Origin of the sequence: Silvimonas sp., from assembly GCF_031291215.1 — a bacterium.
GTDB lineage: Bacteria > Pseudomonadota > Gammaproteobacteria > Burkholderiales > Chitinibacteraceae > Silvimonas > Silvimonas soli.
The window spans coordinates 113,153-138,239 of the sequence record NZ_JARLJK010000139.1 but is presented as its reverse complement, the minus strand read 5'-3'; the positions used below and the strand labels follow the sequence as shown (position 1 = coordinate 138,239).

Here is a 25,087-nt window from a genome sequence, read left to right as displayed (position 1 = left end):
GGACCGTGAAACGACTTAGCGCCGATGATAGTGCGGATTACCCGTGTGAAAGTAGGTCATTGCCAGACACCCTTTTGAACGCCCGGACAGGAACCTGTACCGGGCGTTTTGCTTGGCGGCGCAAAGGCGCGCAAGGCAAAAGGCAGTGCGCAAGGACAAAGCCCCGCAGCGATGAACTGCGGGGCTTTTTATGGACTGTCTTCATCCCCATTTCCGGCAGATTCAATCAGCAACCGGTCGTCAGTCAACGCCACAGAGCGTCGCGCTTGGCATATATCTAAAAATAGATGCAAACATGCGGTCAGTGCGCTTCAACGCATCATTCTGGAGTGCTACGTCAGGCCGAAAACAGAAGCGGGAAGGTGATGCGGATGACCACAGCACAAGATACCCAAGCCGAACTTTTCAACTCAGCAGTCAATCTGTTGACCAGTGGCAATCCTGTTGAGGCTGAATCAGCCATTGCCAGCTTTCGCAATCTCTCCGACCAAGGCCACGCCCGGGCCAGTTTCAATGTGGCGGTGGCCTATCTAAAAGGGTACGGAGTCGAGCGAGACCCGGCGCAGGCGGCTCATTTTATGCTGCAGGCAGCACGTCAGGGTTACACGCGTTCTTATGAACCGCTGGCCTACATGATTGCCAGTGGGGAGTTGCCCGAAAGCCATGTATTGATCCCGGAAGGAAGGCGCTTTCTCGCGCAGGTGTGGCATTTTCGGGCTCGTTGCCGTCGTCCGCATTCTCCCCGTCTTATGAAGCATTCTTTGCCCAGTTCCCCGATCTATCTCGCCCTCGGCCCTGTTGGCTATCGCTGATTTGCAAATTAGCCGGCGACTCCTTCGCCGCCATATTCTCGTTTGTCATGACTGATGAGTTAGACTGGTTACGCTTTGGTTGATATACGCTATCAGCCAGCTGATACGGCCAGTCTTTGGCCCATGTTTCTCAGTCGTATCGTCGACGCAAGCATACTGGATGCGCCAACATGAATAATCGATCCCTGCCTTATCTCCCCAAATTTATCGCACCAACGCGCTACACCGATGCGGTTACCGCATTGGCCCAAGCCAGGTTGATTTACGAGAACAGTGTTAACCATCTGCGTGATGCGATGCAGCGCTTTGTGGGCGGTGAAACCTTGCCTGGGCATGTGCGTGCCTGCTACCCGTTTGTGCGAATCCAGACTGACACGGTCAGTCGCTCCAATACGGCGGATAGTGCGCATTTGAGTTTTGGTTTTGTCGCTGGGCCTGGTCACTTCGAGACAACACTGACCCGCCCCGATTTGTATGATGAATACTATCTGGAGCAATTTAATTTGCTCCTGCGTAACCACGATTGCGAGCTGGAGATCGGGACCAGTTCCCAACCGATTCCGGTGCATTTCTCATTTGCTGAACACGATTACATCGAGGGCACACTCAGCCCGGAACGCCGCCAGCTGATGCGTGATGTATTCGATTTGCCTGATTTGTCGGCCATGGATGACGGCATCGCCAACGGCACCTACGAGCCCAAACCTGGCGAACCACAACCGCTGTCGTTGTTTACCGCGCCACGCATTGATTATTCATTGCATCGCTTGCGCCATTACACCGGAACGGTGCCGGAGCATTTTCAGAATTTCGTGCTGTTCACTAATTATCAGTTCTATATCGACGAATTTGTGCGATTAGGGCTGGAGAGCATGAGCGACCCGAACAGCGAATACATCGCTTTTGTCGAGCCGGGCAACGTCATTACCCGCCGCGTCGGGCTGGATCCGCAAGACATCGACGCCTTGGGCAAGGCACCCCCGCGCTTGCCGCAAATGCCGGCTTATCATCTGATTCGGGCAGATCGCAGCGGCATCAGCATGGTCAACATCGGCGTAGGCCCGGCTAATGCCAAAACCATTACCGACCATATCGCCGTGTTGCGCCCGCATGCCTGGATCATGTTGGGCCACTGCGCGGGCTTGCGAAATTCGCAGCAGTTGGGTGATTACGTGCTGGCTCATGGCTACGTGCGTGAGGATCACGTCCTGGATGAAGACCTGCCATTATGGGTGCCTATCCCGGCACTGGCAGAGATCCAACTCGCGCTCGAAGCTGCGGTGTCGGACGTTACACGCCTGAAAGGCCCGGAGCTGAAGCACATCATGCGTACCGGCACGGTGGCGAGTACCGACAACCGCAATTGGGAGTTATTGCCGGACAATCGCCCGCAACGTCGTTTTAGCCAAAGCCGCGCCGTCGCGCTGGATATGGAAAGCGCCACCATCGCCGCCAATGGTTTCCGTTTTCGGGTGCCTTATGGCACTTTGCTGTGCGTGAGTGACAAGCCGCTGCATGGCGAGATCAAATTGCCGGGCATGGCGAATCATTTCTATCGGGAACGGGTCGATCAGCATCTGCGCATTGGCATGCGTGCAATGGAGTTGTTGCGCGAGCAGGGTGTTGATCAATTGCACAGTCGCAAATTGCGCAGTTTTGCCGAAGTAGCCTTTCAGTAACGGTTTGAATATATCGGAAGCGGGCGGTCTGGCTGCACAAAGCCTGGCTGCCCGCTGGTCGATTCAAGCGAACGTTAGTGGGCAAAAACCATCAAGCTTTAACATCAGTTGCCGACATCCTGTAATGGGCTACTAGCAGGTAAAAGACATCTCGGGCTCGTAGATTGGCTTGCGGAAGGCCAATTGGCACCGGGCATTGTCAAACCATTCAATGAATTCCAGATGCGGCTGCGTTTTTCAGCAGCCCGGATCGTGGAACGCAACCGTATAAGGAGATCGGTACTATGGCGATCAGCGCAACCAGCCTGAGCAATCAGGCGCTCCTGGAAATCAACAGCAAGAGTACAACCACGGTAACGACGCTTAATCAGCAAACTGACGATTCGTCGGTCAGTGCCGCGCAGGAAACCGTGTCCATTTCATCGAGCGAAACCTCGGTGCTGACGTATGGCGACCCGCGCAAAGCCCAGTCCGCTACGACGAACGATAGCGGTACCGACACCACCAGCGCGGACGGCGCTACGGATTCCACCAGCAGCAGTTCTGGCTCGGCCAGCGGCACGGTGGATCTGGCGTCGATGATTGATGCATCTAACCAGAAGGTGCAGCAGTTCATCGATATGCTGGGCAATATGCTCAAGCAGCAAGGGCTGACTTGGTCCAAGGTGGTAAGCGGCGAACAAACGCTGACTGCCGACCCCAAAACCGTAGCGGCAGCCAAGCAGGCGATTTCGCCCGATGGCGAATTTGGGATCAAGAATACGGCCGAGCGGATACTCAATTTTGCCAAGGCGGCGGCAGGCAACGACCCGAGCAAGCTAAGCCAGTTACGCGACGCAATTCAGAGCGGCTTTGACAGTGCGGCGCAATTCTTTGGCGGCAAGCTGCCCGCTATTAGTAACCAAACTCATGATGTAATCATGAATGAACTGGATAAGTGGACAAAAGACGGGATTCCTTCTGGCGACGTGAGCTTGTCGCAAGATGATATTGATGCGGTGACCAACCCGCCGAATGATGGCAGCGGTGCGTCTACCAGTGGGTCGGCCAGCGCCGACTCAACTACAACCACGTCAACCCCGACCATTTCCACTAAAGCTTGACCGAGTGCTGCGCTTGACTGGGTTGACGAAAAACGGGCCGTGAAGAAGGGCCGTTTTTTAATGCTGGTTTATAGCTGCGAATACCCCGCATCAAATGCCTGCTGCTGCATCTGCAGAATCACTGCATACGCAGCCAGTGGTAGAACCTCAAAGCCGGTAATCCCGAAAGCAGCCCAAGCGGCAGCCATGTGTGGATCGGCAATCGCTGCCGCCAAGCCTTGCCGCAGCAATTGCAGTTGATGCGCAGGAGTGCTGGCCGAAGTTATCAGCGGCAAGCCGGGCGCGGCTGCTGTCTGCCCCAATATCCGGATGCCATGCAGTGCTGCGGGATCAGCTTCGCGGCGCAACGCCAGACTGACACAATCAATCGCGGCAATATCGGCCTGCCCGGCGCGAACCAGTTCAATTGATGCCGCATGGGAACCCGAAGCAATAGCCTGCGCAAAAAAGCGCCCATCCTCAGCCAGTGGGGCAATCAGCGCTCGCAAACTGTTGTAGCCCGATTGCGACTCCAGCGCGTTGTATGCCGCTATGCGACCTCGGAAGTCGGCCAGCGTATGACCAGTGTCATCAGCACGGACGATCAGCAGACTGCGGTAATACGCACCTTCGCAGCCGGGAGCGTCGTAACAGAAGACGCCAACCAGTTGCACTTTGCCAGCCAGCGAAGTCATCAGCGGATAACCGCAGGTCTGGCTAAGTAATAAATCCGGGTCGCGCCAATGGCTGTGCAGATTGATTGGGTGAGTCAGGGCATCTGGCACGCCAGCAACACCGTGCGCACGTAAATGGCCAGCCAGACCGTGCCACAAACGGGGGAGAGCATCGTTGGCAGGCGTGCTGTACATGGGCAACGCCGCGATCATGCTTTATCCGGCGGTAACTGACCGGTTTGCCCGCCGCGGCGCGCGCGCGAACCACCCAATACCGGTGACGTTTTGGCCGGTGTCAGCTTTTCCTCACCCGCGTGCCGCCAATGTTCCAGCCGTTGCAGCAAGCGGTCGAACGCAAGGTCAGTCACAACGGCCAGCAAGCCGACCAGCAAGGCGCCCTGCAGGATATACGCTGTGTTGAAGCCACTCAGACCGACAATAATTGGCGACCCCAGGGTTTTTGCGCCCACGGTCGAAGCAATCGCTGCCGTGCCGATATTGATAATCACGGAAGTGCGTACGCCAGCCAGTAACACCGGCAGAGCGAGCGGCAACTCGACCTGGGTCAATATCCGCCAGCGGCTCATGCCCAGACCGCGCGCCGCTTCGCTGACCGGTTCTGGCACGGATTCGATCCCGGCGATAGTGCTCTGAACAATCGGCAGCAAGCCGTACAAGGCCAGTGCGATCAACGCCGGCTGCGTGCCGAAACCAATAATGGGAACCGCCACGGCCAGGACGGCGACGGGCGGAAAAGTCTGGCCAATGGCGACCACCGTTTCTACCAGCGGGCGAAAGTCCCGGCCAATGCGGTGGGTGACGAACACCCCCGCGCCTACGCCCACCACAATCGAGATGGCACTGGAGATCGCCACAATACTGATATGCGCCGCCACCAGCGCGGGAAAAGTATCCTGCAGATACAGTGGGCGTTGCAGTTCCGGGAACAACGCTTTGAACACTGGCGTGAGCAGCGGCATGCCAAACATCAGCGACACCAACACCAGGAGCGCCCATGACAACGGGTCCGCAAACCAGCGATAAGGATTAGGCGGACCGGGCGGATGGCTCATGCCTGTTCATCCAGCAAATCGGCAAAGTGCAATGCCCCAACTGGCTGGCCCTGTGCATCCACTACCGGCAAACTGCTGGCCCGCCGCGCGACAAATGCGGACAGTGCTTCGCGCAAAGTAGCGCTGATCGGTAACGGCTCGCCTGTTGCGGACTGGCCTTTGCGTACGCGTGCACCGACGGTATCCAGCCCCAACAGTTTGATGCCGACTTCGCTGCGCCCGACGAATTCGGTGACGAAATCGCTGGCCGGATGTGCCAGAATCTCAAACGGCGTGCCAACCTGGGCAATGCGACCTTTATCCAGCAGCACAATGCGGTCAGCCAGCAAAAGCGCTTCATCGATATCGTGAGTGACCAGCACAATGGTCTTGCCAGAAGCTTTGTGAATGCGGGCAATCTCTGCCTGCAATGCGCTGCGGGTGACCGGATCAAGCGCGCCAAAGGGTTCGTCCATCAGCAAGACTTCAGGGTCTGCGGCCAAGGCACGGGCTACGCCCACACGCTGTTGTTGCCCGCCGGAGAGTTGATGCGGATAACGCTGGCGATAGCGTGCCGGTTCCAGATTCAGCAAGGTAAGCAGTTCGGTGACACGCTCGGCCACTCGCGCTTTGGGCCACTTGAGCAGGGCCGGGACGGTGGCAATGTTTTGTTCCACGGTCCAGTGCGGAAACAAGCCAATCGACTGAATGGCGTAACCCATACGGCGGCGGATGTCTTCTTCTTTGAAACTGCGGATTTCCTTGCCCGCGAACAGAATGCGCCCGCTGTCATGTTCCACCAGGCGGTTAATCATTTTCAACGTGGTGGATTTGCCCGAACCGGATGGCCCGATCAGCACCGTGAAGTCACCCGCGTTCAGCCGCAAATTCAGGTCATCAACGGCTTTCCAGTTATCAAAGGTCTTGCTGACTTGTTGAAACTCGATCATTGAAACCGCGCTCCGAGCATGGATACAAGTAGTTTGAAGAAGGCATCGGCGGCAATGGCCAGCGCGATGACCGGCACCACGCCCAGCAAGACCAGATCCAGCGCGCTGCTGAGCAAGCCTTGGAACATGATGGCGCCAAAGCCGCCCGCGCCAATCAAGGCCGCCACGGTAGTCAGCCCGATCGCCTGCACTGTAGTGATACGCAAGCCCGACAGCAGTACTGGCAGTGCCAATGGCACTTCTACTTGCCAGAACACCTGCCGCCGCGACAAGCCCATGCCTTTGGCGGCTTCGATGACTGCCGCAGGCACTTGGGCCAAACCCGCCGAGGTACTGCGCACCATCGGTAACAGCGAATACAGCGTCAGCGCGATCACCGCCGGTGTCATGCCGATGCCACTGATGCCCACGCTCGCCAATACCGGCACATGCGCAGCCAGGGCGGCCAATGGCGCAATCAACAATCCGAACAAGGCAATCGACGGGATGGTCTGGATGACATTAAGAACGGCAAAAAGCGGCGCACGCAGCCGGTCGCGCCGAAATGCCGCTACGCCAAGTGGAATGCTGATAAGCAGCGTGGGCACCAGAGTGGCGGCGACAATCTCCAGATGTCGCAGCAACGCATCGTTAAACACGTCTTGCCGATTGGTGTATTCCTTCAGCACAGACAGATCATCCAGCTTGCCGCTCAGGAGCAGCACCAACAGCGGTGCAAGCACCAGCAGGCCCGCCACTATAGCCCACGCTGGCCGGAGTTTGAGATGTCCCAGCGCGTCTGCAGCGGCTAACCATGCCAGCATGACCAATAGCCAGAAGCTGCCACCGAAGGAAGTGCGGCTATAGGCGGAATCGGTCGTCGCCAGCCGCGTGGCTTCAGCACCGGCAATGCCGAGCAGCCCAGCGATAAGCAGCGTCGCGGCGAACGCTACCAGCCAATCTAGTAGCCGACCGGATTTGGCGAACACGGCGGTTGCCAGTGCCAACGCGGGCAGCCAAAGCATAGCGCGCCAGCTGTTAATCACCGCCCCCAGCGAAATACCCGTACCGGTGACCAGACGGTTGGGGGCATGAGTCAAAAACGGTAAACCCCATGCCGCCAGCGCACCTGCAATCCACAACACCAACAAAACCCGGTTTTTGATATACATCGATTATCCGTTTGCCACGCAACCCTGCCTCCCGAGGCAAGGGTCACTGCGGTTACTTCACAAAGCCTTTGCTTTTCAGATAATCCGCAGCCACCTTTTTGGCGTCCTGCCCCTCAATGGCGATTTTGGCGTTGAGGGTTTGCAGGGTGCGACTATCCAGCGTTTTGAATACGGGGGCGAGCGCATCCTTGATCTTGGGATATTTGGCCAACGTTTCGGCTCGGATAACTGGTGCCGGAGCGTAAATGGGCTGAATGCCTTTCGGGTCATCCAGCGTGACCAGACCCAGCGCCGCCACCGGGCCGTCGGTACCGTACGCCATCGCGGCGTTCACGCCAGAAGTCTGCTCGGCAGCGGCCTTGATCGTCACCGTGGTGTCGCCACCCGCCAGCGTCAGTAATTGATCTTGTTTCAGCGTAAAGCCATAGGCAGATTCAAATGCGGGCAGGGCGTCCGGGCGCTCGATAAATTCGGCCGATGCCGCCAGTTTGAACTGACCGCCAGCCGAGATCCATTTGCCCAGATCAGCCAGAGATTTGAGCTTGTTCTTGCTGGCCACATCCTGGCGAATGGCAATAGCCCAAGTGTTATTAGCTGGGGCAGGCTCCAGCCAGACGATTTTGTTTTTATCAAAATCCAGCGCTTTCACTTTTTCGTACCCGCTTTTGGCGTTACGCCAGGCCGGGTTTTTCTCATCAGAAAAAAAGAACGCGCCGTTGCCGGTGTACTCGGGATAAATATCAATCTCACCTGCGGTCAGCGCCCCACGCACCACCTTGGTATTGCCCAGCTGGATCTTGTTCTCGGTTTTGATCCCTTGCGCTTGTAACACCTGCAAAATCAGATTGCCCAGCAACGAGCCTTCGGTATCAATCTTGGAGCCAACGCGCACAGCGCCATCGGCTTGCGCTCCGGCAGACGCAACCAGCAGGGCAAAGGCGGTGCCAAGCAGTGCCCGGCGAGAAAAACGCAAGTTCATGGGGGTACCTCAATGAGCTGTAAGGGGATGGTGAGATGACGTTTAGATGATGCGTTACCAGCAGGTTAGCCATTTAGTATGCAATCTGCCTGCAAAAAAACATGTGTCGTGAATCTAGATGCTGACTCTGAGCGCGGGATAGGTCGGCGCGTCCACCGCTTTGAAAGCAAAGTGCCACAGCAAATAGCCATAGCCCGGCAGCAAAAAGCCGCCATTGCGCGCCAGAAAACCGGCCCGGTCAGCCCGATACGCCGCAGGAATCCGATACCACGCCAGCTGTGGCGCTTCGTGATGCACCAGATGGAAATTGTTATTCAGATACAACAGTCGCCAGAACCAGCCCGCCTCGTTAATCACCACCCGATGGGCCGGTATCGCTGCCGGACGATGTTCATAAAACGAACGCAACATGGCCAATCCCAGTGCCGGGTAAGCCACCGCCAGCAGATAACGTATCGGTGAAAAACCAAACCAGTAATCCAGCGCCCATAACATCACTACCAGCATCCCGATGTGTGCCAGCCAGATGCGCAAATGCGTGTAGTCACGTTGCTTTATTTGGCGATATACCTCACGCCAGGTGCCGATAACGGCAAAAGCTGGCCCCAGCAATACGCGTCCGGGTGCGGTGCGCAGCGCGGTTTGCGGTGGCTGCAGCCAACGTGGCAGATGATCAAACTCCGCCGGTGCCAGGTAATTGCTTTCCGGGTCAATGCCTGGATAGGTGAGATGTGTTTCCTGGTGATGCGCCAGATGACTTTGCCGATAAATATCATACGGATACCACACCGCCAGCGGCGCCAAACCCAGCCAGCGATTGAACCGCGGCGAGCGAGTGGGGTGTCCGTGCAGCAATTCATGTTGCAGGCTCATAAACCAGGCCACCACTAGCGTGAGTGCGACATTGACCAGCAGCGGATTGAGCCTGTGCTGCTGCATGATCAGACCAAACCAGCTGCCGTAGATGGCGGCGATCAATAGCCATGTGGGCCACTCGATGGCACGTTTGCTGAGGCTTGGGAACGAGCCGGATCGGGCCGTAGAGGGCATGAGTGGTGAGCGCTTGCGGAAATGGCTAGAACGCTACTCTATAAGAGTTTTATATTTCAATTAATAATATAAATTAATTTCTATATTCCATATGGTTTATTTGTGGGCTGGGCCGCTCAGGGAGCGAGGTCGTCGTGAAATGATGGGGGAAGATTCGGGTGCGGACTGCGCAAGGGCGAGTCCGTAGAGATATATCGATAAGGTCAGAAATTTGCTGAACGCGTGATGATCCGGCGGATAGCCGCATTGTCGGCGAGATCAGCCAGGGTTGCGTAGAATTCGACCGCTTTCGCGTTCTCGCGCGTGGCTTTGAATCCCAGTCTTCGATGAAACGCCAGAGACGGCAAATTGGTTTTGTAGACGTGGCTGCGTAGCGCCACAGCCTCGGACGTCTGCACCAAGTCCAGCACGCTGTATATCAACTGTTGCATTACTGCCGCGTTACGATGAGCGGGGTGAATGTTAAAGCCCGTCACGAACCAACAGTCTGACGTTTCCGGGCGCAACATGGCATATGCGATCAAGTGCTCGTCGCGTTCGACCGTACAAACCCGCGTGGTCGCTAGCGCCGTCTTCAGTACGCCGCGGTGCTGAACAGGGTCGAAGACATCTCCCGCACGTTCAGTATGGTCACGGAGCGTGAGCTGATCGAGTGCGAGGAAATCGTCAACGGTGGGTTCATAAGCATGCATGGTCATGATTGCGCAGTATAGCTTGCGCGGCTTGATGGCCAGAACAGGCATGGATTGCGTAGGTGAGCGCGTTGGACGGAACTGACCAGCTCGCTCGTATATGCGGCAGGAGGGTTAGAACTAATGCGATTAATTTTTGTTTATCTTCCTTTTTTTCCTGCGTGTCGATGCGCTAACCAGGACTCCCAACAAATCCTGGCCTGCTGGGGCGCCGATAAAGACGTCGAAATGATCAGTGCGTAGCTGCCGCCTTTGCCGCGCCGTGGGCGGGCTCAGTGATGCGGGCAAACCCAAGGCCCTCGTATTTCGCCACTGCGTTTTGCCAGTCGGGATGTTCTATCAATGCCCGCGCAAGCTCTGCGGCGTTGAACATGGCGCTGCAGGTGGCGGTCACTTCCTGCCAGTCGCCAGAAAGACGATGCTTTAATGCCACTTTATTGATAATAATGAGAGGCCACAGGCCTTGCCTATGCTAAGTTCCTGATTCATTCCGGACCCTGCGCTGAGCCGCAGGAATGAGGGTTGGTCTTGCTTCCTGGAAATACGTTGCCAGTCCATTTGACTGGCGGTATTTGCCCATCAGAACGACTGACCCTTGCCCGTTTCGAATTGCCGGAGCCAGGTTTGTTTACAGATACATCGTCTTCTACCACCGTTTATTTGCTGACCGAGCGCGACTCAATTCTGGCGCCGGTATGCAAGCAACTGGCGGTGTTCGGTTTTGAGGTCATTCCATTTGATCATGCCACGGCCTTGCTGGCCGCCATGCATGGCAAAGCCCCATTTGCAGTCATCGTGGATGGTGAAACGCCAGGGCTTGATCTGGATTTTCATGTGCCGTTGATCAAACGACTGGCGAAAGGGCCGCTGTTTTTGTCTTCGGTGGGCGAGCCGGTGTCGCGGCAGATTGCCTTGTTGCGCTTTGGGGTGACTGACTTTGTGGCGCGGCCATTGCCGCTGCAAAAGCTGGTGGCACGGCTGGACGAATTGCTGGATCAGCGTCGTCCGGAGCCTTTTCGCGTGCTGGTGGTGGATGACTCCGAAAGCATGCTGCGCTGGCTGGATAAAGTGCTGCGCGGGGCGGGGATGGAAGTATTCAAAACCCGTAGTCCGCTGGACGTGTTGCTGTTGATGGAGCGCCACCGGCCAGAAATCATCATTCTGGATGTGTATATGCCCGAATGCTCTGGCGACGAGATGGCGCACATCATTCGCCAGCAGCCGCGTTATGACGGCATTCCCATTATCTTTTTCTCTACCGAAGTCAGTCGCAACAAGCAGCTGGTAGCGCGCAGCATGGGCGGCGACGATTTCCTGGTCAAAGACACTCCGCCTGACGAACTGGTGAGCGCGGTGTCGATTACCTGCGAACGTTATCGGCGTTTGCGGCAATGGATGACGCGCGACAGCCTGACGCTGTTGCTGAACCATTCCACTTTGGTCGAGCAACTGGAACAAGCGGTGCAGGTGTGTCAGCGCAATCGTGAGCACCTGACCTTTGCCATGATCGATATCGATCACTTCAAATCGGTGAATGACCAGTACGGCCATTTGACCGGCGATCATGTCATTCAGAGTCTGGCCCGCATGTTGCGCCACACCGCGCCCACGCAGGCATTGATCGGGCGTTACGGCGGTGAGGAGTTTGGTATTGCTTTGCCGGGCATCGCACCGGTGCTGGCCTCGCGCTATATCGACGCGGTGCGCCAGCAGTTCAAGGCTTTTCCACAAAGTGGCAACGAGACCGTGTTCAGCAGCACCTTCAGCGCGGGCGTATCGACTCTGGCTACCGGTATGACCACGCAGCAACTGATGGAAAATGCCGATCTGGCGCTGTATCAGGCCAAGCGCCATGGCCGTAATCAGGTGGTGCTGTTCAATGAGGCGGAACACCACGCGCCGCCAGTGACGCCAGGCCGCCGCATCGACGACCCGCCTGGCAGGTAGGGGCGAGGTGGGCAGGGCGGCTTGCTATCCCGTCTTGTTGGGTGAGGCGTTCCCGAAAACGGAATGAAACGGAATAAAACCAACCAGCCCACCTGTCCGGAAAGTCAACGCGTCAGCACGCCCGTGGCCGAGATCATGGTGAGTTCCACAAAATTGGAACCCAGGCGTTTCTTGTCGCTGAAATCCACCACAAAACCACCCAGATCATAATGATGCATATTGCTCAGTGCCTCATAAACGCTGGCCCGGGTCGGATTCTTGCCCGCGCGTTTCAGCGCTTCGGTCAGCAGGCGGGCAGAGATATATCCCTCCAGCAAAGCGTAACTCGGGTAGTCGCCCGACTTCAGAAACGGCTCGGCGTCGGTCTGAAACTCGCGCACCAACTTGAGTTGGGCGTTAGTCGGGGCCGGGAAAACCTGCGATAAACCGATGCCATGCGCTACGCCCAAACCGGCCTGGCGAGTGACGTTGTCAAACTGGATTGCCGACAAACCGTAAAGCTGGGATGTGCCACCCAAGGCTTTGAACTGCTTGGCAAAGGTGCTGGCCGGTTTGGAGATGGCGACCATGATGATCGCTTCCGGATTGGCTTTGGCCAGCGCCTGGGCCGCCGCATTGGTGTCGCCGGTGGTTTTGTCATACCAGCCTTCGCCCGCCAGCGTCAGCTTGCGTTTGGCCAACTCGTTCTTCACCGCAGCATAGCCAGCCTCACCAAAGGCATCTTTTTGTGCCAGAACGGCAATCCGGCTAACGCCCAGATGCTCGTTCAACAGCGCGACGATCTTTTCCACTTCCTGCGTGTATCCGGCGCGAGTCTGAAAAAAATATGCGCTGCCGGGCGTGCGCACGCTATCTGCGCCGGTGTATGCGCCTACTAGCGGTATGCCTGCGGTATCGAGCATTTTTGATTTGATCAACTCTTGCAATGATGTGGTGCCGTAATAGCCAATCAGTGCAACGGCATTTTCCTTGTCGATCAGATCGCGGGTATTGGCCAGCGTGCGGGTGGCGTCGTAACCGTCATCGCGGGTAATCAGATTGATGGGCTCGCCGTTAATGCCACCTTGCGCATTGATGCGGCTGAAATAAATCGATGCGCCCAAGGCCAGCGCTTTGCCGGTATCGCCAGCCAGCCCGGAGGTGGGGACTGATTCACCAATATTGATATCCGCATGCACGGCCACGGATATCGTTGCTGCAAGCGCCAACAGGATCTTTTTAATCATGTTTCCCCCTCTCATTTGCTGTGAACAATGGCGGCACGGTGGATGCGCGCGGCAGTCCGGATGGCCTGGCCAACGGTTATCCCTCTTGGAGCGCCTCTGACGGGCGCCTGTTCGGGCAGAGTCTCAGGAACAAGTGACTGGCAAGACTGGCACGCTGCATACCGGCGTCAGGAGCAAGACGCAGGCAAAGCGCGCATTACAACGTGATATCGGACGTTGCTTAACGGGGTAGTGGCCGGATCGCGGGCAGAGCCGCTTTCCACGAGCGCTTGTACAAAGTAATGGCGACGACCGGAATCAGGCACAACACGGTGACTTTGGAGTACCACAGACCCCACCAGACCAGCTGGCCATGTTCCTGATAAGCACTGGTGGCGTAGAAATCCAGGATGGGCCATGAAGTGCCGCCAATGATGGTGCATGCCACCAACGATAACGATGGCAAGGCCATGCCGGAGAACCAGCCGATGGCCCACACCACAAACGCGGCACAACACATGCCCAGCACGGTAAGGATCACCGGCATGTCGATCTGCATGACAATCAACAGCCAGAATGCAAATGACAGAAAGATCATGCTGCCAAGGCTGGCGAGCATGATGAAAGACAGGTCTTTTTCACCGCGCGTTTCCATGATTCCTCTCATTACAACGGTCAGACTCATTGATCAATTCGCTCAGACTTGTGCTCTGGCTGACCCCGGCAAACAGGGCACGGCAGGGCGCAGGTCTGGCGTGATCCCAGGCTGATCCAGTAGTTATTTATTTTGTTTTTGTGTTGGTGATCGAGATTACGGGTGTTGCGCCAGGCAATGACCTTGATCAAGGCAGAAATAGCTGCCCGACCACGGCATTTCAGTTCTGTTTCTGCCTTATTTGCGGCAGTGGTTCTATTGCTGCAAGAAAACGGGCCGCCACGTGGGCGGCCCGGATCAACTCGGGGTTCAAGCCCCTTTTGGTTTCGTCTCCATCCTTCTTGTTTTTGGTGCTCATCCCGCGCATCAAGTGGTCTTATCGTCCAGTCTGTTTTTTGGCGCCCGTTACCCACCGGCATGATTACGTCCGGTGGCTGATTCTGTCTTTTCTGGTACGGCTTCCACGGGTTTCATTACGCGGCATTGGGCCTGTTAGCGTCAAGCACAGTGCCGACATACGGCTGGTGCGTGCATTGCGGCTCTGCCAGATCGTGGCGCGCTACCGGCCTTTTTCTGGTGCATGAAGACCGTGCTAAAACTCTAAAATTTCTCTTTGTATTCAATATATAAATGTTTTATAAGGATAAATTAATGGGGTCATGCACCAGAATGAATAGAAAACGCCGACATGGCTCGGTCTTGAGTGTCGCAAAAATAAACCGTTTGTCCCGGATGAGCGGTTGGCTGGATTGTTGCATCCATGTGACGCCAACGGAAGCGGCGATTTTGTGTGGTCAAAATAACGCTTTCTATATTTGTAATTAATATTGAAGACTAATTATGAAAAATAGGTCAGAAAAAAGTGGGTTTCATCGAGCGCAGTCCGATTAAGTGGTATTGGGGTTTACCCGATTTACGGTGTTTAATATGAAAACGCCGTTGCCTTTCTAGTGTGCATAAGAGCTTGGCCGCACGTGGACGTGGCCTGCGTCAAAACACGTGGCGTCCCGATAATTGGCCGCTGCCTGGCAGCGGCATGCGGCGAGGTCGTTATCGAATGCTTTGGCATACGATGTGCAGGGCCAAATGCCGCTGACTCGGCTGTCGCGCTTTTCATGCATCACGCGCCTTGACCTCAACTTGACTTGAGCTTTTAGACTGTTCTTCAGGCGGGCAACTTCTGCGCGCACTTGAAGGAGCAGTCCCAAATGACCAGCGTATCGACCCCTTCAGTTTCTACTGCGGTTTATCGCGTCGACCGATTTGTAGTGCCCGCCCATGCGCTGCCCGCATTTATGGCGCGCGTGCACATCATCGACCAGCGCGTTCGCAGCTTCGCGGGCTGTAAACAAAACCTGGTGCTTAGCCAAACCAGTTCGACCAGCGATTTCAATGTGGTCACCATCGTGGAATGGGAAAGCATGCAAGCGCTCGCTGTCGCCCGCGAGGCGATCCAGCGGCAATATGCAGAAGAGGGTTTTGACCCGGCGGCCTTCATGCTCGAACTCGGCGTGCGGCCCGATATGGGAATGTATAACCAGGCGTGACGTTGTTTGAGCGGGCGGGTCTGACCAGCCAGCGATTGCGATGCTTGTGCTGGCCTGGTAGAAGGTCATGGCGTAGGCCCGAGTGAGCGTGCGCTACCATTCTTTTGTGACAGGCAAGAAGTCAGGATGAGACGCGACGTTGTCTTAAGCGAAAATAGCGTATCGCGTAAACCTCAAGTAGTATCTCTTGCATATGAAAGCAAAAGCGCACGCCCTGTTGGCGAACTTCATTGATCTCTTGCTCGACGCCATTTGTGTGGTCGACAAGGAAGGGCGTTTTGTTTTTGTCAGCGCGGCTTGCGAGCGTATTTTTGGCTATACGCCGGAAGAGATGCTTGGTCGGCGGATGATTGAACTGGTGGCGCCGGAAGACCAGGCCAGAACCTTGCAGGCGGCTGCTGAAATCATGGCCGGGCAGGCCAAGTTCAATTTCGAGAATCGCTACGTGCGTAAGGACGGGCGGCTGGTCCATATCATGTGGTCGGCGCGCTGGTCAGAGGCAGACCAACTCAGAGTCGCCGTGGCGCGGGATATCACGTCGCGCAAACATGCCGAATCGATGCAAGCAGCGTTATACGCCATTTCTGAAGCCGCACACGGGGCGGAGGACATGCTGGCGCTGTTCCAGCAAATTCATCAGATTATCGGGCAGTTGCTGCCCGCGCTGAATTTCTCGGTGGTGACTTATGACGAGAAGAATGATCGGCTGAGTTCTCCCTACCATATTAATCAGTTTCATCCCGCTGGGGCGGCGCAGGCGATGCCCGCCAGTGCGCTGTGCGCCGAGGTAATCCGCAGTGGTCAGCCGTTGTTGCTGAACCCGCAGAATCCAGGCGTTTTTCCGGCTGACTTGCATGGTCCAGATGGCACCGAGCCACTGTGCTGGCTCGGCGTGCCGCTCAATTCGCATAAAGGCACTATCGGAGCGCTGGTCTTGATGAGCTACGCCGGTGGTGCGCTTTATGCCGAACGAGACAAGGAATTACTCCAGTTTGTCTCCACTCAAGTCGCCACTGCCATTGAACACAAGCAATTGCATGCGCGTTTGCGGCGCCTGGCGCAATACGATGAACTGACCGATCTGCCCAATCGTGGCTTGCTCTATGACCGGCTGGACATGGCGCTGGCCCGCGCCCGGCGCGAACAAGGGCGTATGTCTTTGCTGTACGTGGATCTGGATAAATTCAAACAGGTGAATGACTCGCATGGCCACGCCACTGGCGACTTGCTGCTGCAGGAAGTCGCACACCGGCTGAAACAATGCGTGCGCGAAACCGATACTGTGGCGCGCATGGGAGGCGACGAGTTTGTGGTGTTGCTGGAGAACGTCCAGTTGCCGCAGTTCGCCGCGCAAGTTGCCGACAAAATCCGCAAAGCGCTCGCCCAGCCAGTGCATATCGACGGGCTGGAGCTTTATGCCAAGTCGAGCATCGGCATCGCTTGTTATCCAGAACACGGTCTGGATGCGCGGCTGTTGCTCAAGCATGCGGATGAGGCCATGTATCAGGCCAAAAAGAGCACCGACGAAATTCGCCAGAAAGAAGACTGCTGACTGATACCGCGTCGTGCGCGTCACGACCTGGCTGGCAACTGATCCCTTAGTAGTTCAAGCCATAGCGGGCGCGAATCTGCGCCAGTTTGCCGCTCTTTTCCAGCCGGGTGATGGCGGCATCCAGCGTTTTGATGTCGGCCTCGGTCGCGCTCATGCGGCTGAGCATCAAATGGACTTCATCACTGGCTGGCACGTAGGGCAGTATTTGCAGGTCGATTTTTTGCCGGTGTGCTTCCCACAACAAAGCCACCACATCCCCCATGATCAGCGTGCCATGCCCGGCGTTTAGCATGCGCAAACCCTGCTGATAATCTTCGTAAAATTCCAGCGCAGAAGTGGCCTTCAAGGCGTCAAAGTTGTCGGCGTAATCCTGGCCGTACCAGCCGCTATTGGGGCTGAGCAATAGCACTTTGCGGCTGCGCAAATCGGCAAAGGAATGGATGCTGCTGTAACCGTTGGCCAGCGCGTTTAGTGCTGCCAGGCCGGTTACTTCACGCCGGTAAGGCAAGGTGAACCAGCCGGTTTTGAGTCGCTCAGGCGTCTCGGAGGCGGCGAGTAACATGGCCAGCGTGCCATCCTGAAACATCTTCAAGCGGCGCTTGCGCGGGATCTCACTCTCAATGACCAGCTGACAGTCCGCCTCGCGGAAAATCGCCTGAGCCAGTTCGACATCCAGCCCGGCCGATTTGCCGTTGGCATCGGTGTAAACGTAAGGCGGCCAGTTTTCCAGTGCCATGTTGAAAGGTTTGCTGCAACTGGCGCTGGCATACGCGCTGACCAACAGCATGAACCCGACAGCCAAACTCCATCGGATCGATTGCAGGCGCATTGCAATCTCCCTATGCGGTTCGACTTGATTGGATAAGTATAGACAGTCTGCCCAAGGCAACAGACCTGGTGTGCGGCGCAATCATGACGCGCAAAGTGACCAAGAAAGAAACGGCATGGCTGGATTTTTCCGGGGGCTGACAGAGCGGCTGCAGTGTAGCGCGAATGTCCATATCGCGCGTGTAAGTTCGCATAATTGACTACCGGATTTGTAAATGCGCCGGTGAGCGCCAGGTTCGCACTGCGAACACGCAGCCGGTTTGGTTCGGGCGCGCCGACAGAGTCGCCCGCCCGCTGACTGGCGGGTTCTGGCTAGTTGCCGTGTTGAGCAGGCGAGGGTGCCAGCAAACCGGCCAGCGCACCAATCGAGGCCGAGCCAAGGGCAGTAAGAATGTCCGGAATCTGAATTGTTCCAGACGAGTTATAGGCCAGCAAAATGGCGCCGAGCACCACCAACACGGCCACCGCCCCAAGCGACGACACCACCACCCGATAGACATACTTGTCGTGTTCCAGCACCCGCGGCACTTGCTCCTTGGCTTGGGCGGCCAGCGCGTTAAGTGTCTGGGCCGGATTCACCTGCAATTGGGCCAGCACGCCTGGGGTATCCATGATGGTTTTGGCCATCTGGTCCGCTGATCTGAGTTGTTCCGCCATGCCTTCACCTCGCCGTGGTTTGTGTTAACCGGTTGCAGATCAAAAAATGCGCTTCTGGTTTGTGGCTGGGCGGGCAGGTTTCACGCTCCATTCGTCAGGCGGCGCTGACCGGAGTGCTGAAAGTTTTATATTAATGAAAAATTAAAATAAACCAACAAATAAAGAAAGTAAAGTTTCGATCTGGAATCGGAATTTGAGGTCTTCTGAACGAACAATGCAAATGAATGGCAATGAACTGGCCGTTTTTTGGCATGGCCTGGATTTTGTTTTTTCTTACGTCATTTTGAAAAAATTGATCGTAACGACCGACATATATTTTGAAAGCAAATTGCTTACATATTTTCGGGGCTCCTCTGGCACAGCGCAACGCATGCCCGATTTATGACTGGGCGGCAATTTGCCGGCATGTCAGAAGACCTGCCAGCTGTAATCGCAATCAGGTTTTGCACCCGCCTCGTGGCTGACGCTTCGCCAACGCCTGGCGCCTGCGAACACCGCCTTTATCAAGGAGTTCAGGCATGGACAATCAAGCAGGGCTTTCCCGACATGGAACGGTAGGTGAGCGTCAAACCGGCTTCGAGCGGCTTTTGCCGCAGCAACCCGGCCAACCGGGCTTGGCGGCGTTGCAGGCATTGGCCACGGCCATGACCGGGCAACCTGATGACCCCAGCGACGGGCCGGACCACGAAGAAAATCTTTATGTACCCGCCGGTTATACCTACTTTGGCCAGTTTATTGATCACGATCTGACCTTTGATACCACCTCGTCGTTGTCGCCTGCCAGCGGACCTAATTCGGCGGAAGACCAGCGCACGCCGAGGCTTGATCTGGACTGTGTTTACGGCAGCGGCCCGGACGACCAGCCATATATGTATGCGGGCGATGGCGCTTCTTTGCTGCTGGGGGTCGATCTGGACGGGCTGCATCGGGACTTGCTGCGGAGTGCGCCGCTGGGTCGCGCCGTTATTGGTGATCCCCGCAATGACGAGAATTCCATCGTCAACCAGATTCAATCTTCGTTTATCCGCTTTCATAACGCGGTGGTGGTGCGGTTGGCCCAGCAAGGGCTACAGGGCGCAAAACTGTTTCAGGCTGCGCGCAACGAAGTGCGCTGGACTTACCAGAACATCCTGACCAAAGACTATCTGCCGCGCATCATCAGCAAAACGGTGCTCGACCAGTTTGCGCATGACCGCAGCCAGGGCAATGCCTACAAATTGTTCAAGCTGCGCGATGACGGGCCGAGGTTGATCCCGCTGGAGTTCTCTGGCGCGGTGTATCGCTTTGGGCATTCCATGGTGCGCAATGGTTACCGGCTCAATGACGCCACGGTGAAACACATCTTTGCCGAAATCGACGGTAGCCCGGATGACAGCCTGGTTGGGTTCGAGCCTCTGCCCGCCAGTCATGTGATATCCGATTGGGGCCGCTTTCTGCCGCATCCGGACAACGAACAAACCGAGCCGGGCAACCGCGCGGCGGCCAACAACGACACGCGTGGCGTCAGCCGGCTGCAGTTTGCCTACAAAATGGATACCAATATTGCTGATCCGCTCGCCAACCTGCCGCCTGCGGTGGATGGCGGCGCCGGGCCATCGCTGATCTTTCGCAACCTGGCGCGGGCACGGCTGTTTCAGTTGCCAATGGGCGAGCAGGTCGCTGCGGCGCTGGGCGTACCCGCATTGAGTGAAGATCAACTGGTGGTGCGGGCGGAGACTACTGCGCCAGGCGCCGAAACCAAAACGTATCGCCTCACCCGCTTGACTGACATTTCGGCCGAGTTCAAAGGTGCCACACCGCTGTGGGCGTACATCCTGGCCGAAGCCCAGTTGCCGCTGGTCAAGCTGGTGCTGGAGAGCGGCAAGCAAGACAGCTTTGATGAAGACTTTATGCTGGACAACAGCATCGCCCAGGGCGCGCAACTGGGTGCCGTAGGCGGGCGCTTGTTGCTGGAGGTATTCAACGGTTTGCTGGATGACGATGCCGATTCTTATCGCGGCGCAGCGGCCAAGAACTGGAAACCGCTGATCCGGCATTTCCGGTTGTGGGATGTGGTTCATCTTAACTTCCGGCCCTGAGCCGGATGCGCCGCTGTGGTCGGCAATGAATAAACCGCACCGATAATCTAATAACGACAATCGCCGGAGCCAGCCATGTTCCAGATATCCGTAGTGAATGGATCGGTTACGCTGTCAGATCGGGAGTTACAGCGGGTAATCCGCGCCATTAACCGGCAAATCGCGGAAGACTTTGAACCGTTCTGGGCTTTTGGCGGGCGCCTGCGGCTGGATGGCTCCACGCGCGGCCCGGTGGATTCGCGCCAGCTTGGCCAGTTGCGCGGCGATGCCATTCTGTATGTGCTCGATTCCGCCACCAGCGCCGGTTATCTGGGTTTTCATGACCGCAACCAGTCGGGCGTGCCGTTTGGTTTTGTGTTTCTGGATTTGTGCAAACAGCTCGGCGATGAATGGAGCACCACGCTATCGCACGAAGCGCTGGAACTGATCGGTGATCCGCAATGCAATTTGCTGGTACAAGGCCCGCATCCCAGATATCCCGATCGCACGGTGTATCACTACTTTGAAATGTGCGATGCCGTGCAAACGGTGACGTACACGCTTGATGGCGTGGTGCTGTCGGATTTCGTCTTGCCCGCGTATTTCACCGCCGATACCGGGCAGGGTGCGCGCACCAGTTTTTGCAGTGCGCCGCTGGCGCCTTTTAACGTCACGCCGGGCGGTTACATTGGCTTTTTTGATCCCAAAAGCAAAGCCGCCGACCAGTATTTTGCCAATGACCCGATCGCCCAACAGCGCCAGAAAGTCAAAACAGGAGTGGGCATTGGGCGAGTGGCTCGACGCGGCCTGCAAACTGCAACGCCGGTCAGTGATCCGATCCGCCATGTGGTGGTGCTGATGCTGGAAAACCGTTCGTTTGATCACATGCTGGGCGGGCTCACGGGGTCCATCCCTGGTCTGAACGGTGTTTCTCCCAATGATCCGCGCACCAATGTCGATGCCACCACCAACAAGGCCTACGCGCAAACGGCCAATGCCAAATTGTGGATAGACGCCAACTTCGCGCCGCCGCATGAATTGCCGGATGTGACTTTTCAGCTTGGCGACCAGGGCGCGCATTTTGTGGATAGCTACCGGCGTGCGCTGGGCAGCAAGCTGGACGCCGCCACATTGGACGCGCACCAGCAGCAAATCATGGCTTACTTTGCCGACGGCGACTTACCGGTTCTGCATACGCTGGCCAAGTCCTTCACCGTGTGTGATCGCTGGTTTTCGTCCTTGCCTGGCCCCACCTGGCCCAACCGTTTTTTTGTCCATTCGGCTACCTGTCTGGGCGTGGTCGATATGCCCAGCACCAGCAGCCCATCTACGCTGCCCGGATTGCTGACCAACTATAACCAGGACACCATCTACGACCGGCTGGATGCCGCCCAACCCAAACGCAGCTGGAAAATCTTTCACGATGGCTTTCCGCAAACGGCGTTGCTGGCGCATGTCCGCGAACGGATTCTATCCGAGCCCTATGCGACGATGGCGGATTTCGCCACGGCCTGTCAGGGCAGCGAAGCGGCTTTCCCGGCGTATGCATTTATCGAGCCACGTTATTTCAAGAGCAGCAATGGCCCGGAGAACGACCAGCATCCGCCCGCCAATGCCAATGATGGCGAATTGCTGATCGCTCAGGTCTACAACGCCATTCGTGCCAATGCGGATTTGTGGAATAGCACGCTACTGGTCATCACGTGGGATGAGCATGGTGGCTTTTATGACCACGTAATGCCTCCGGCCACCATCGCCCCGGACAATCACACGGATCATTTCAACTTTCAGCAACTGGGCGTACGCGTACCCACCTTGCTCGTTTCGCCGTGGGTGGCGGCGGGGGTGGATCACACCGTGTATGACCACAGCAGCATCTTGCGTTACCTGTGCGAGAAGTGGGGCATGCCCTACCTGGGCGCCCGCATGGACCCCGGCATTGCTGATAGCAAGGTGTGCGGCAACTTCGCCAGCCAGATCAAACTGACCCAGCCACGAACCGATCTGGTGACGGTCACGCCCAAGGCTGTGCCTGCTCAGCCAAACCTGAGCCCATGGGATAGCGCGCGTGAATCTTTGCTAAAGTTTGCTGAAACAGTCATGGGCAGTAGTGGCTCCGCTGCCGCAGCGCAATGCATGCGGGCCGCTGCCGTTCCGGGGCTGGCCGCCGCAGCCAATGTTGATTTACCGGTGCCGGAGCGGATTCAGAATGTAGATGCCTGGCTGGCCGCGCGCACCGGGCGAGCCGTGGTTTCTACTTCGGTGCCGGTCAAAGCGGCAAGCCAGGCGGCTACAGTCGATGCTGGACCTGCATTGGTTAAAATCACCCGCAAGCGCGCTCCTCGCAAGCAGTAGGTAGAGCCCCTGACTTGTTATCAGGTGCTCTCGTCTTGTAACCGCCCCACGTGCAGGATGCGCATTTACGCGCACCGCAATGTTCCGTCGCGTAACTCAAACCAACGTAGCTGTGCCTTGCCCGGCTAAATCAGGTAAGTTGTAGCTCGCTTCCAGAAACAGATTCTTTGCACCATGTTTGATATCCCCGAACTCTCCCCGGCGCAGCAGCAGATTGTCAGCGCCATTACCGCCATGGGCCGCCATACCTGGCAGCAACATTTGCTGATCGAGGCAGGTGCGGGCACCGGCAAAACCACCACCGTGGTCGCCGCGCGCCAGGCACTGGTTGATAGCGGCGTAGGCGTGCTGGCGGTGACGTTCTCCAGCGCCGGGCGTTTGCGCTTTGCCCAAGTTCACCAGGCACATTTCGGCGCCGAGTTGCCCTACAAAAGCGTATTCACGTTTGACGGGCTGGCGTTTGAAGTGCTGTGTGGTGCCGAGGATGGCCGCAGTTTCTCGGGCGATGGTTTTTTCACCCAGGATGAGATTCGCCAGAACGCGGTGAACGACAGCGATCAACTGGTGGAAATGCTGGGCGAGTTGGTCGACGAACTCAACGACGTGTGGGAAGGGCAAATCCCCAGTCGTGAAATGGACCTGATTGCGCTGCTGGAACTCATCAGCAATACCCGCATTGCCAACGTTTTCCGCGACCCACGCGTTTATCCAGACGAAGACTTCCTGGAGGAATTCCAGGAGCGCGAGCGCGAAGATTACATCGCCAGCCTGGACTTGCCGCCGTGGTTCTACGCTTTGTTTACCCGCTTTGAACGTTTGCGCCGCGAAAGCCGTCACCTGGTGGGAGTGGATGGCGCGGCGTATGACCTCGCCGGTGACCCGCAAGCACTGGTGCGTTATGTGCGGGCCAAGGGCATCAAAGTGGTGGTGGTTGATGAGTTCCACGACACCAAAGCGCTACATTTTGAGTTGATCAAAGTGCTGATCAGCGCCGGTTGCCGTCTGGTGCTGATGGGCGACCGGCATCAAGACATCTTTGCCTGGCGCGGCCTGCGCCCGTTTTCGGCATTTGAAGCGGCGAGCCAGATTGCCAATATGGAAACGCTGACCCTGCCGCGCTCCTGGCGCTACGGTCAACGTATTGCGCGCATCGCCGACCATATCGTGCAGATACTGCAACCCGGTACCGAGAAAGTCACCGGCGCACGCGCCCAGGCCGCCAAACTGCACGCGACCGACGACTTGGTGGCCTGGCTGGCCCAAAGCGAGCAAAAAGGCGTGCCGCTGGCCGGACACTGCGCCATTTTGCCCACCGCGGCAGACTGCATGGCGCTGCAAATGCGTTTGCTTGATGCCGGGGTGAGTTACCAGTTGGTGCAGCGCGTGCCGTACTTTTTCCATGGCCAGGAGTTTCGGCTGATCCGGGCGTTGGCCGTGTTGCATAGCCATTTGTTTGGCGCGGCACCGGCTTTTCACGTCAACAATCTCTACGCGCTGGATATCCTGATCGACGTGCCCGGCCTGCAACTGGACCGCGAAGTGCGCGCTGATCTGCGCCGCGAACTGGGGCTGGATGGCGCCACCCGGCTAGATGGCAAACGCTTGCTGACAGCGGATCCGGCTATCTTTGGCTTTGCGCTGGATGAAGTCGGCAAACACATGCCCAGCACACTCACCAGCGAACAAGCCTGGCCGCAATGGCTGGCGCACGCCATCAGCACCTTGCATCTGCACGCCTTCTTGCACCAGCGCGCCCAACACCCGGCGGCGGGGCGGCAATCTGGCTTGTTGCTGGAAGAGATCCAGCGGCGTTTTTGTGTGGATCAATCACCCGCCGCGCAATTGCAGGCTTGGGATACGCGGATTGAACGCTTCATGAAACGCCGCGCCGCGTCGAGTTTGTCGCTGACTTCGGTGCTGCACGCCAAGGGGCATGAATATGAGCGGGTGTTGCTGCCGGTGAATGCATTTGGCTGGCAGCGGCACTTGCAGCAGCCGACTGCAGCGGGCTGGCGGGAGCTTTACGTGGCAGTCACCCGCGCGCAGGCGGGGATTATGCTGGAGTTGGCGGGTGGGGATGAGAGGTTGGGGGAGTTGGCGAAGGCGGTGTTTGGGGGGTGATGGTTTGGATTTTGGTGTTGCGACGCCAGTTTCAACATTAGC

At 57.0% G+C, this 25,087-nt stretch carries 22 protein-coding genes; 9 read left to right on the top strand and 13 right to left on the bottom strand.

Going from position 1 to position 25,087, the window contains the following annotated elements; translation table 11 throughout:
* Window positions 1–371 precede the first annotated feature (371 nt).
* The 3 genes from P4L78_RS18150 to P4L78_RS18140 all read left to right on the top strand — a co-directional run bounded on the left by P4L78_RS18150 (window position 372) and on the right by P4L78_RS18140 (window position 3,594).
* Window positions 372–812, top strand: a complete 441-nt coding sequence (locus P4L78_RS18150) for a hypothetical protein (RefSeq protein ID WP_309329622.1) — start codon at window positions 372–374, stop codon at window positions 810–812.
* A 170-nt stretch (window positions 813–982) separates the two neighbouring features.
* Entirely contained in the window at window positions 983–2,491 is a 1,509-nt protein-coding gene (locus tag P4L78_RS18145; RefSeq protein ID WP_283150129.1) for an AMP nucleosidase, read from the top strand.
* A 284-nt stretch (window positions 2,492–2,775) separates the two neighbouring features.
* On the top strand, window positions 2,776–3,594 hold the full coding sequence (locus tag P4L78_RS18140) for a hypothetical protein (protein WP_309329620.1): 819 nt from the start codon (window positions 2,776–2,778) through the stop codon (window positions 3,592–3,594).
* A gap of 68 nt (window positions 3,595–3,662) precedes the next feature.
* On the opposite strand, the gene P4L78_RS18135 is transcribed toward P4L78_RS18140, so the two are convergent.
* The 8 genes from P4L78_RS18135 to P4L78_RS18100 all read right to left on the bottom strand — a co-directional run bounded on the left by P4L78_RS18135 (window position 3,663) and on the right by P4L78_RS18100 (window position 10,515).
* The gene (locus P4L78_RS18135) at window positions 3,663–4,460 is read right to left on the bottom strand and encodes a phosphate/phosphite/phosphonate ABC transporter substrate-binding protein (protein ID WP_283150127.1); all 798 of its coding nucleotides are present in this window, start codon (window positions 4,458–4,460) and stop codon (window positions 3,663–3,665) included.
* Window positions 4,457–5,320 (bottom strand): ABC transporter permease, encoded by an 864-nt coding sequence (locus P4L78_RS18130; protein WP_309329617.1) that lies wholly within the window; start codon window positions 5,318–5,320, stop codon window positions 4,457–4,459. The genes P4L78_RS18135 and P4L78_RS18130 overlap by 4 nt, the downstream gene beginning before the upstream one ends.
* Window positions 5,317–6,249 (bottom strand): ABC transporter ATP-binding protein, encoded by a 933-nt coding sequence (locus tag P4L78_RS18125; RefSeq protein ID WP_309329615.1) that lies wholly within the window; start codon window positions 6,247–6,249, stop codon window positions 5,317–5,319. Before P4L78_RS18125 ends, P4L78_RS18130 begins: the two co-directional genes overlap by 4 nt.
* Window positions 6,246–7,400: an ABC transporter permease gene (locus P4L78_RS18120; RefSeq protein ID WP_309329613.1), complete on the bottom strand. Its 1,155-nt coding sequence runs from the start codon at window positions 7,398–7,400 to the stop codon at window positions 6,246–6,248. Before P4L78_RS18120 ends, P4L78_RS18125 begins: the two co-directional genes overlap by 4 nt.
* Before the next feature lie 52 nt (window positions 7,401–7,452).
* Window positions 7,453–8,379, bottom strand: a complete 927-nt coding sequence (locus P4L78_RS18115) for an ABC transporter substrate-binding protein (protein ID WP_309329611.1) — start codon at window positions 8,377–8,379, stop codon at window positions 7,453–7,455.
* Window positions 8,380–8,493: 114 nt separating this feature from the next.
* Window positions 8,494–9,429 (bottom strand): fatty acid desaturase, encoded by a 936-nt coding sequence (locus tag P4L78_RS18110; protein WP_309329609.1) that lies wholly within the window; start codon window positions 9,427–9,429, stop codon window positions 8,494–8,496.
* 203 nt (window positions 9,430–9,632) lie between these two features.
* A complete protein-coding gene (locus P4L78_RS18105) occupies window positions 9,633–10,172 on the bottom strand; it encodes a GNAT family N-acetyltransferase (protein WP_309329607.1) in 540 nt (179 codons plus the stop codon).
* 181 nt (window positions 10,173–10,353) lie between these two features.
* Window positions 10,354–10,515 carry a hypothetical protein gene (locus P4L78_RS18100; protein WP_309329605.1) on the bottom strand — a complete coding sequence of 54 codons (162 nt, stop codon included), beginning with the start codon at window positions 10,513–10,515 and terminating at the stop codon, window positions 10,354–10,356.
* A 230-nt stretch (window positions 10,516–10,745) separates the two neighbouring features.
* Here P4L78_RS18100 and P4L78_RS18095 point away from each other — a divergent pair, with 230 nt between their 5' ends.
* On the top strand, window positions 10,746–12,068 hold the full coding sequence (locus tag P4L78_RS18095) for a diguanylate cyclase (protein WP_309329602.1): 1,323 nt from the start codon (window positions 10,746–10,748) through the stop codon (window positions 12,066–12,068).
* Window positions 12,069–12,172: 104 nt separating this feature from the next.
* Here the strand turns inward: P4L78_RS18095 and P4L78_RS18090 are convergent, their stop codons facing one another.
* From P4L78_RS18090 to P4L78_RS18080, 3 genes are all read right to left on the bottom strand, one after another.
* Window positions 12,173–13,294, bottom strand: coding sequence for an ABC transporter substrate-binding protein (locus tag P4L78_RS18090; protein WP_309329600.1), 1,122 nt, complete (start codon window positions 13,292–13,294; stop codon window positions 12,173–12,175).
* A 220-nt stretch (window positions 13,295–13,514) separates the two neighbouring features.
* Window positions 13,515–13,928 carry a hypothetical protein gene (locus P4L78_RS18085; RefSeq protein ID WP_283150119.1) on the bottom strand — a complete coding sequence of 138 codons (414 nt, stop codon included), beginning with the start codon at window positions 13,926–13,928 and terminating at the stop codon, window positions 13,515–13,517.
* Window positions 13,929–13,954: 26 nt separating this feature from the next.
* Entirely contained in the window at window positions 13,955–14,347 is a 393-nt protein-coding gene (locus tag P4L78_RS18080; protein WP_309329598.1) for a hypothetical protein, read from the bottom strand.
* Between the two features lie 789 nt (window positions 14,348–15,136).
* Here P4L78_RS18080 and P4L78_RS18075 point away from each other — a divergent pair.
* Window positions 15,137–15,475, top strand: coding sequence for a hypothetical protein (locus P4L78_RS18075; protein ID WP_309329595.1), 339 nt, complete (start codon window positions 15,137–15,139; stop codon window positions 15,473–15,475).
* A gap of 193 nt (window positions 15,476–15,668) precedes the next feature.
* Window positions 15,669–17,027 (top strand): diguanylate cyclase domain-containing protein, encoded by a 1,359-nt coding sequence (locus P4L78_RS18070; protein WP_283151392.1) that lies wholly within the window; start codon window positions 15,669–15,671, stop codon window positions 17,025–17,027.
* Between the two features lie 46 nt (window positions 17,028–17,073).
* Here P4L78_RS18070 and P4L78_RS18065 read toward each other — a convergent pair whose 3' ends face one another.
* Complete coding sequence (locus tag P4L78_RS18065; RefSeq protein ID WP_309329593.1) at window positions 17,074–17,856, bottom strand: transporter substrate-binding domain-containing protein; 783 nt, start codon at window positions 17,854–17,856, stop codon at window positions 17,074–17,076.
* A gap of 311 nt (window positions 17,857–18,167) precedes the next feature.
* Entirely contained in the window at window positions 18,168–18,512 is a 345-nt protein-coding gene (locus tag P4L78_RS18060; RefSeq protein ID WP_309329591.1) for a hypothetical protein, read from the bottom strand.
* A 518-nt stretch (window positions 18,513–19,030) separates the two neighbouring features.
* On the opposite strand from P4L78_RS18060, the gene P4L78_RS18055 reads away from it, so the two are divergent.
* The 3 genes from P4L78_RS18055 (at window position 19,031) to P4L78_RS18045 (ending at window position 25,045) form a co-directional block, all read left to right on the top strand.
* Complete coding sequence (locus P4L78_RS18055) at window positions 19,031–20,590, top strand: peroxidase family protein (RefSeq protein ID WP_309329589.1); 1,560 nt, start codon at window positions 19,031–19,033, stop codon at window positions 20,588–20,590.
* Window positions 20,591–20,665: 75 nt separating this feature from the next.
* On the top strand, window positions 20,666–22,924 hold the full coding sequence (locus P4L78_RS18050) for an alkaline phosphatase family protein (RefSeq protein WP_309329587.1): 2,259 nt from the start codon (window positions 20,666–20,668) through the stop codon (window positions 22,922–22,924).
* A gap of 174 nt (window positions 22,925–23,098) precedes the next feature.
* Window positions 23,099–25,045, top strand: coding sequence for a UvrD-helicase domain-containing protein (locus P4L78_RS18045; RefSeq protein WP_309329585.1), 1,947 nt, complete (start codon window positions 23,099–23,101; stop codon window positions 25,043–25,045).
* Window positions 25,046–25,087 lie beyond the last annotated feature (42 nt).

What these genes read in the sequence shown, in the direction of transcription:
- P4L78_RS18060 (WP_309329591.1), bottom strand. Translation starts at nt 18,512, where the DNA reads ATGGCGGAACAACTCAGATCAGCGGACCAGATGGCCAAAACCATCATG.
- P4L78_RS18065 (WP_309329593.1), bottom strand. Translation starts at nt 17,856, where the DNA reads ATGCGCCTGCAATCGATCCGATGGAGTTTGGCTGTCGGGTTCATGCTG.
- P4L78_RS18085 (WP_283150119.1), bottom strand. Translation starts at nt 13,928, where the DNA reads ATGGAAACGCGCGGTGAAAAAGACCTGTCTTTCATCATGCTCGCCAGC.
- P4L78_RS18125 (WP_309329615.1), bottom strand. Translation starts at nt 6,249, where the DNA reads ATGATCGAGTTTCAACAAGTCAGCAAGACCTTTGATAACTGGAAAGCC.
- P4L78_RS18140 (WP_309329620.1), top strand. Translation starts at nt 2,776, where the DNA reads ATGGCGATCAGCGCAACCAGCCTGAGCAATCAGGCGCTCCTGGAAATC.
- P4L78_RS18105 (WP_309329607.1), bottom strand. Translation starts at nt 10,172, where the DNA reads ATGCCTGTTCTGGCCATCAAGCCGCGCAAGCTATACTGCGCAATCATG.
- P4L78_RS18055 (WP_309329589.1), top strand. Translation starts at nt 19,031, where the DNA reads ATGGACAATCAAGCAGGGCTTTCCCGACATGGAACGGTAGGTGAGCGT.
- P4L78_RS18145 (WP_283150129.1), top strand. Translation starts at nt 983, where the DNA reads ATGAATAATCGATCCCTGCCTTATCTCCCCAAATTTATCGCACCAACG.
- P4L78_RS18135 (WP_283150127.1), bottom strand. Translation starts at nt 4,460, where the DNA reads ATGATCGCGGCGTTGCCCATGTACAGCACGCCTGCCAACGATGCTCTC.
- P4L78_RS18075 (WP_309329595.1), top strand. Translation starts at nt 15,137, where the DNA reads ATGACCAGCGTATCGACCCCTTCAGTTTCTACTGCGGTTTATCGCGTC.
- P4L78_RS18070 (WP_283151392.1), top strand. Translation starts at nt 15,669, where the DNA reads ATGAAAGCAAAAGCGCACGCCCTGTTGGCGAACTTCATTGATCTCTTG.
- P4L78_RS18090 (WP_309329600.1), bottom strand. Translation starts at nt 13,294, where the DNA reads ATGATTAAAAAGATCCTGTTGGCGCTTGCAGCAACGATATCCGTGGCC.
- P4L78_RS18115 (WP_309329611.1), bottom strand. Translation starts at nt 8,379, where the DNA reads ATGAACTTGCGTTTTTCTCGCCGGGCACTGCTTGGCACCGCCTTTGCC.
- P4L78_RS18110 (WP_309329609.1), bottom strand. Translation starts at nt 9,429, where the DNA reads ATGCCCTCTACGGCCCGATCCGGCTCGTTCCCAAGCCTCAGCAAACGT.
- P4L78_RS18120 (WP_309329613.1), bottom strand. Translation starts at nt 7,400, where the DNA reads ATGTATATCAAAAACCGGGTTTTGTTGGTGTTGTGGATTGCAGGTGCG.
- P4L78_RS18150 (WP_309329622.1), top strand. Translation starts at nt 372, where the DNA reads ATGACCACAGCACAAGATACCCAAGCCGAACTTTTCAACTCAGCAGTC.
- P4L78_RS18045 (WP_309329585.1), top strand. Translation starts at nt 23,099, where the DNA reads ATGTTTGATATCCCCGAACTCTCCCCGGCGCAGCAGCAGATTGTCAGC.
- P4L78_RS18130 (WP_309329617.1), bottom strand. Translation starts at nt 5,320, where the DNA reads ATGAGCCATCCGCCCGGTCCGCCTAATCCTTATCGCTGGTTTGCGGAC.
- P4L78_RS18080 (WP_309329598.1), bottom strand. Translation starts at nt 14,347, where the DNA reads ATGCCGGTGGGTAACGGGCGCCAAAAAACAGACTGGACGATAAGACCA.
- P4L78_RS18050 (WP_309329587.1), top strand. Translation starts at nt 20,666, where the DNA reads ATGTTCCAGATATCCGTAGTGAATGGATCGGTTACGCTGTCAGATCGG.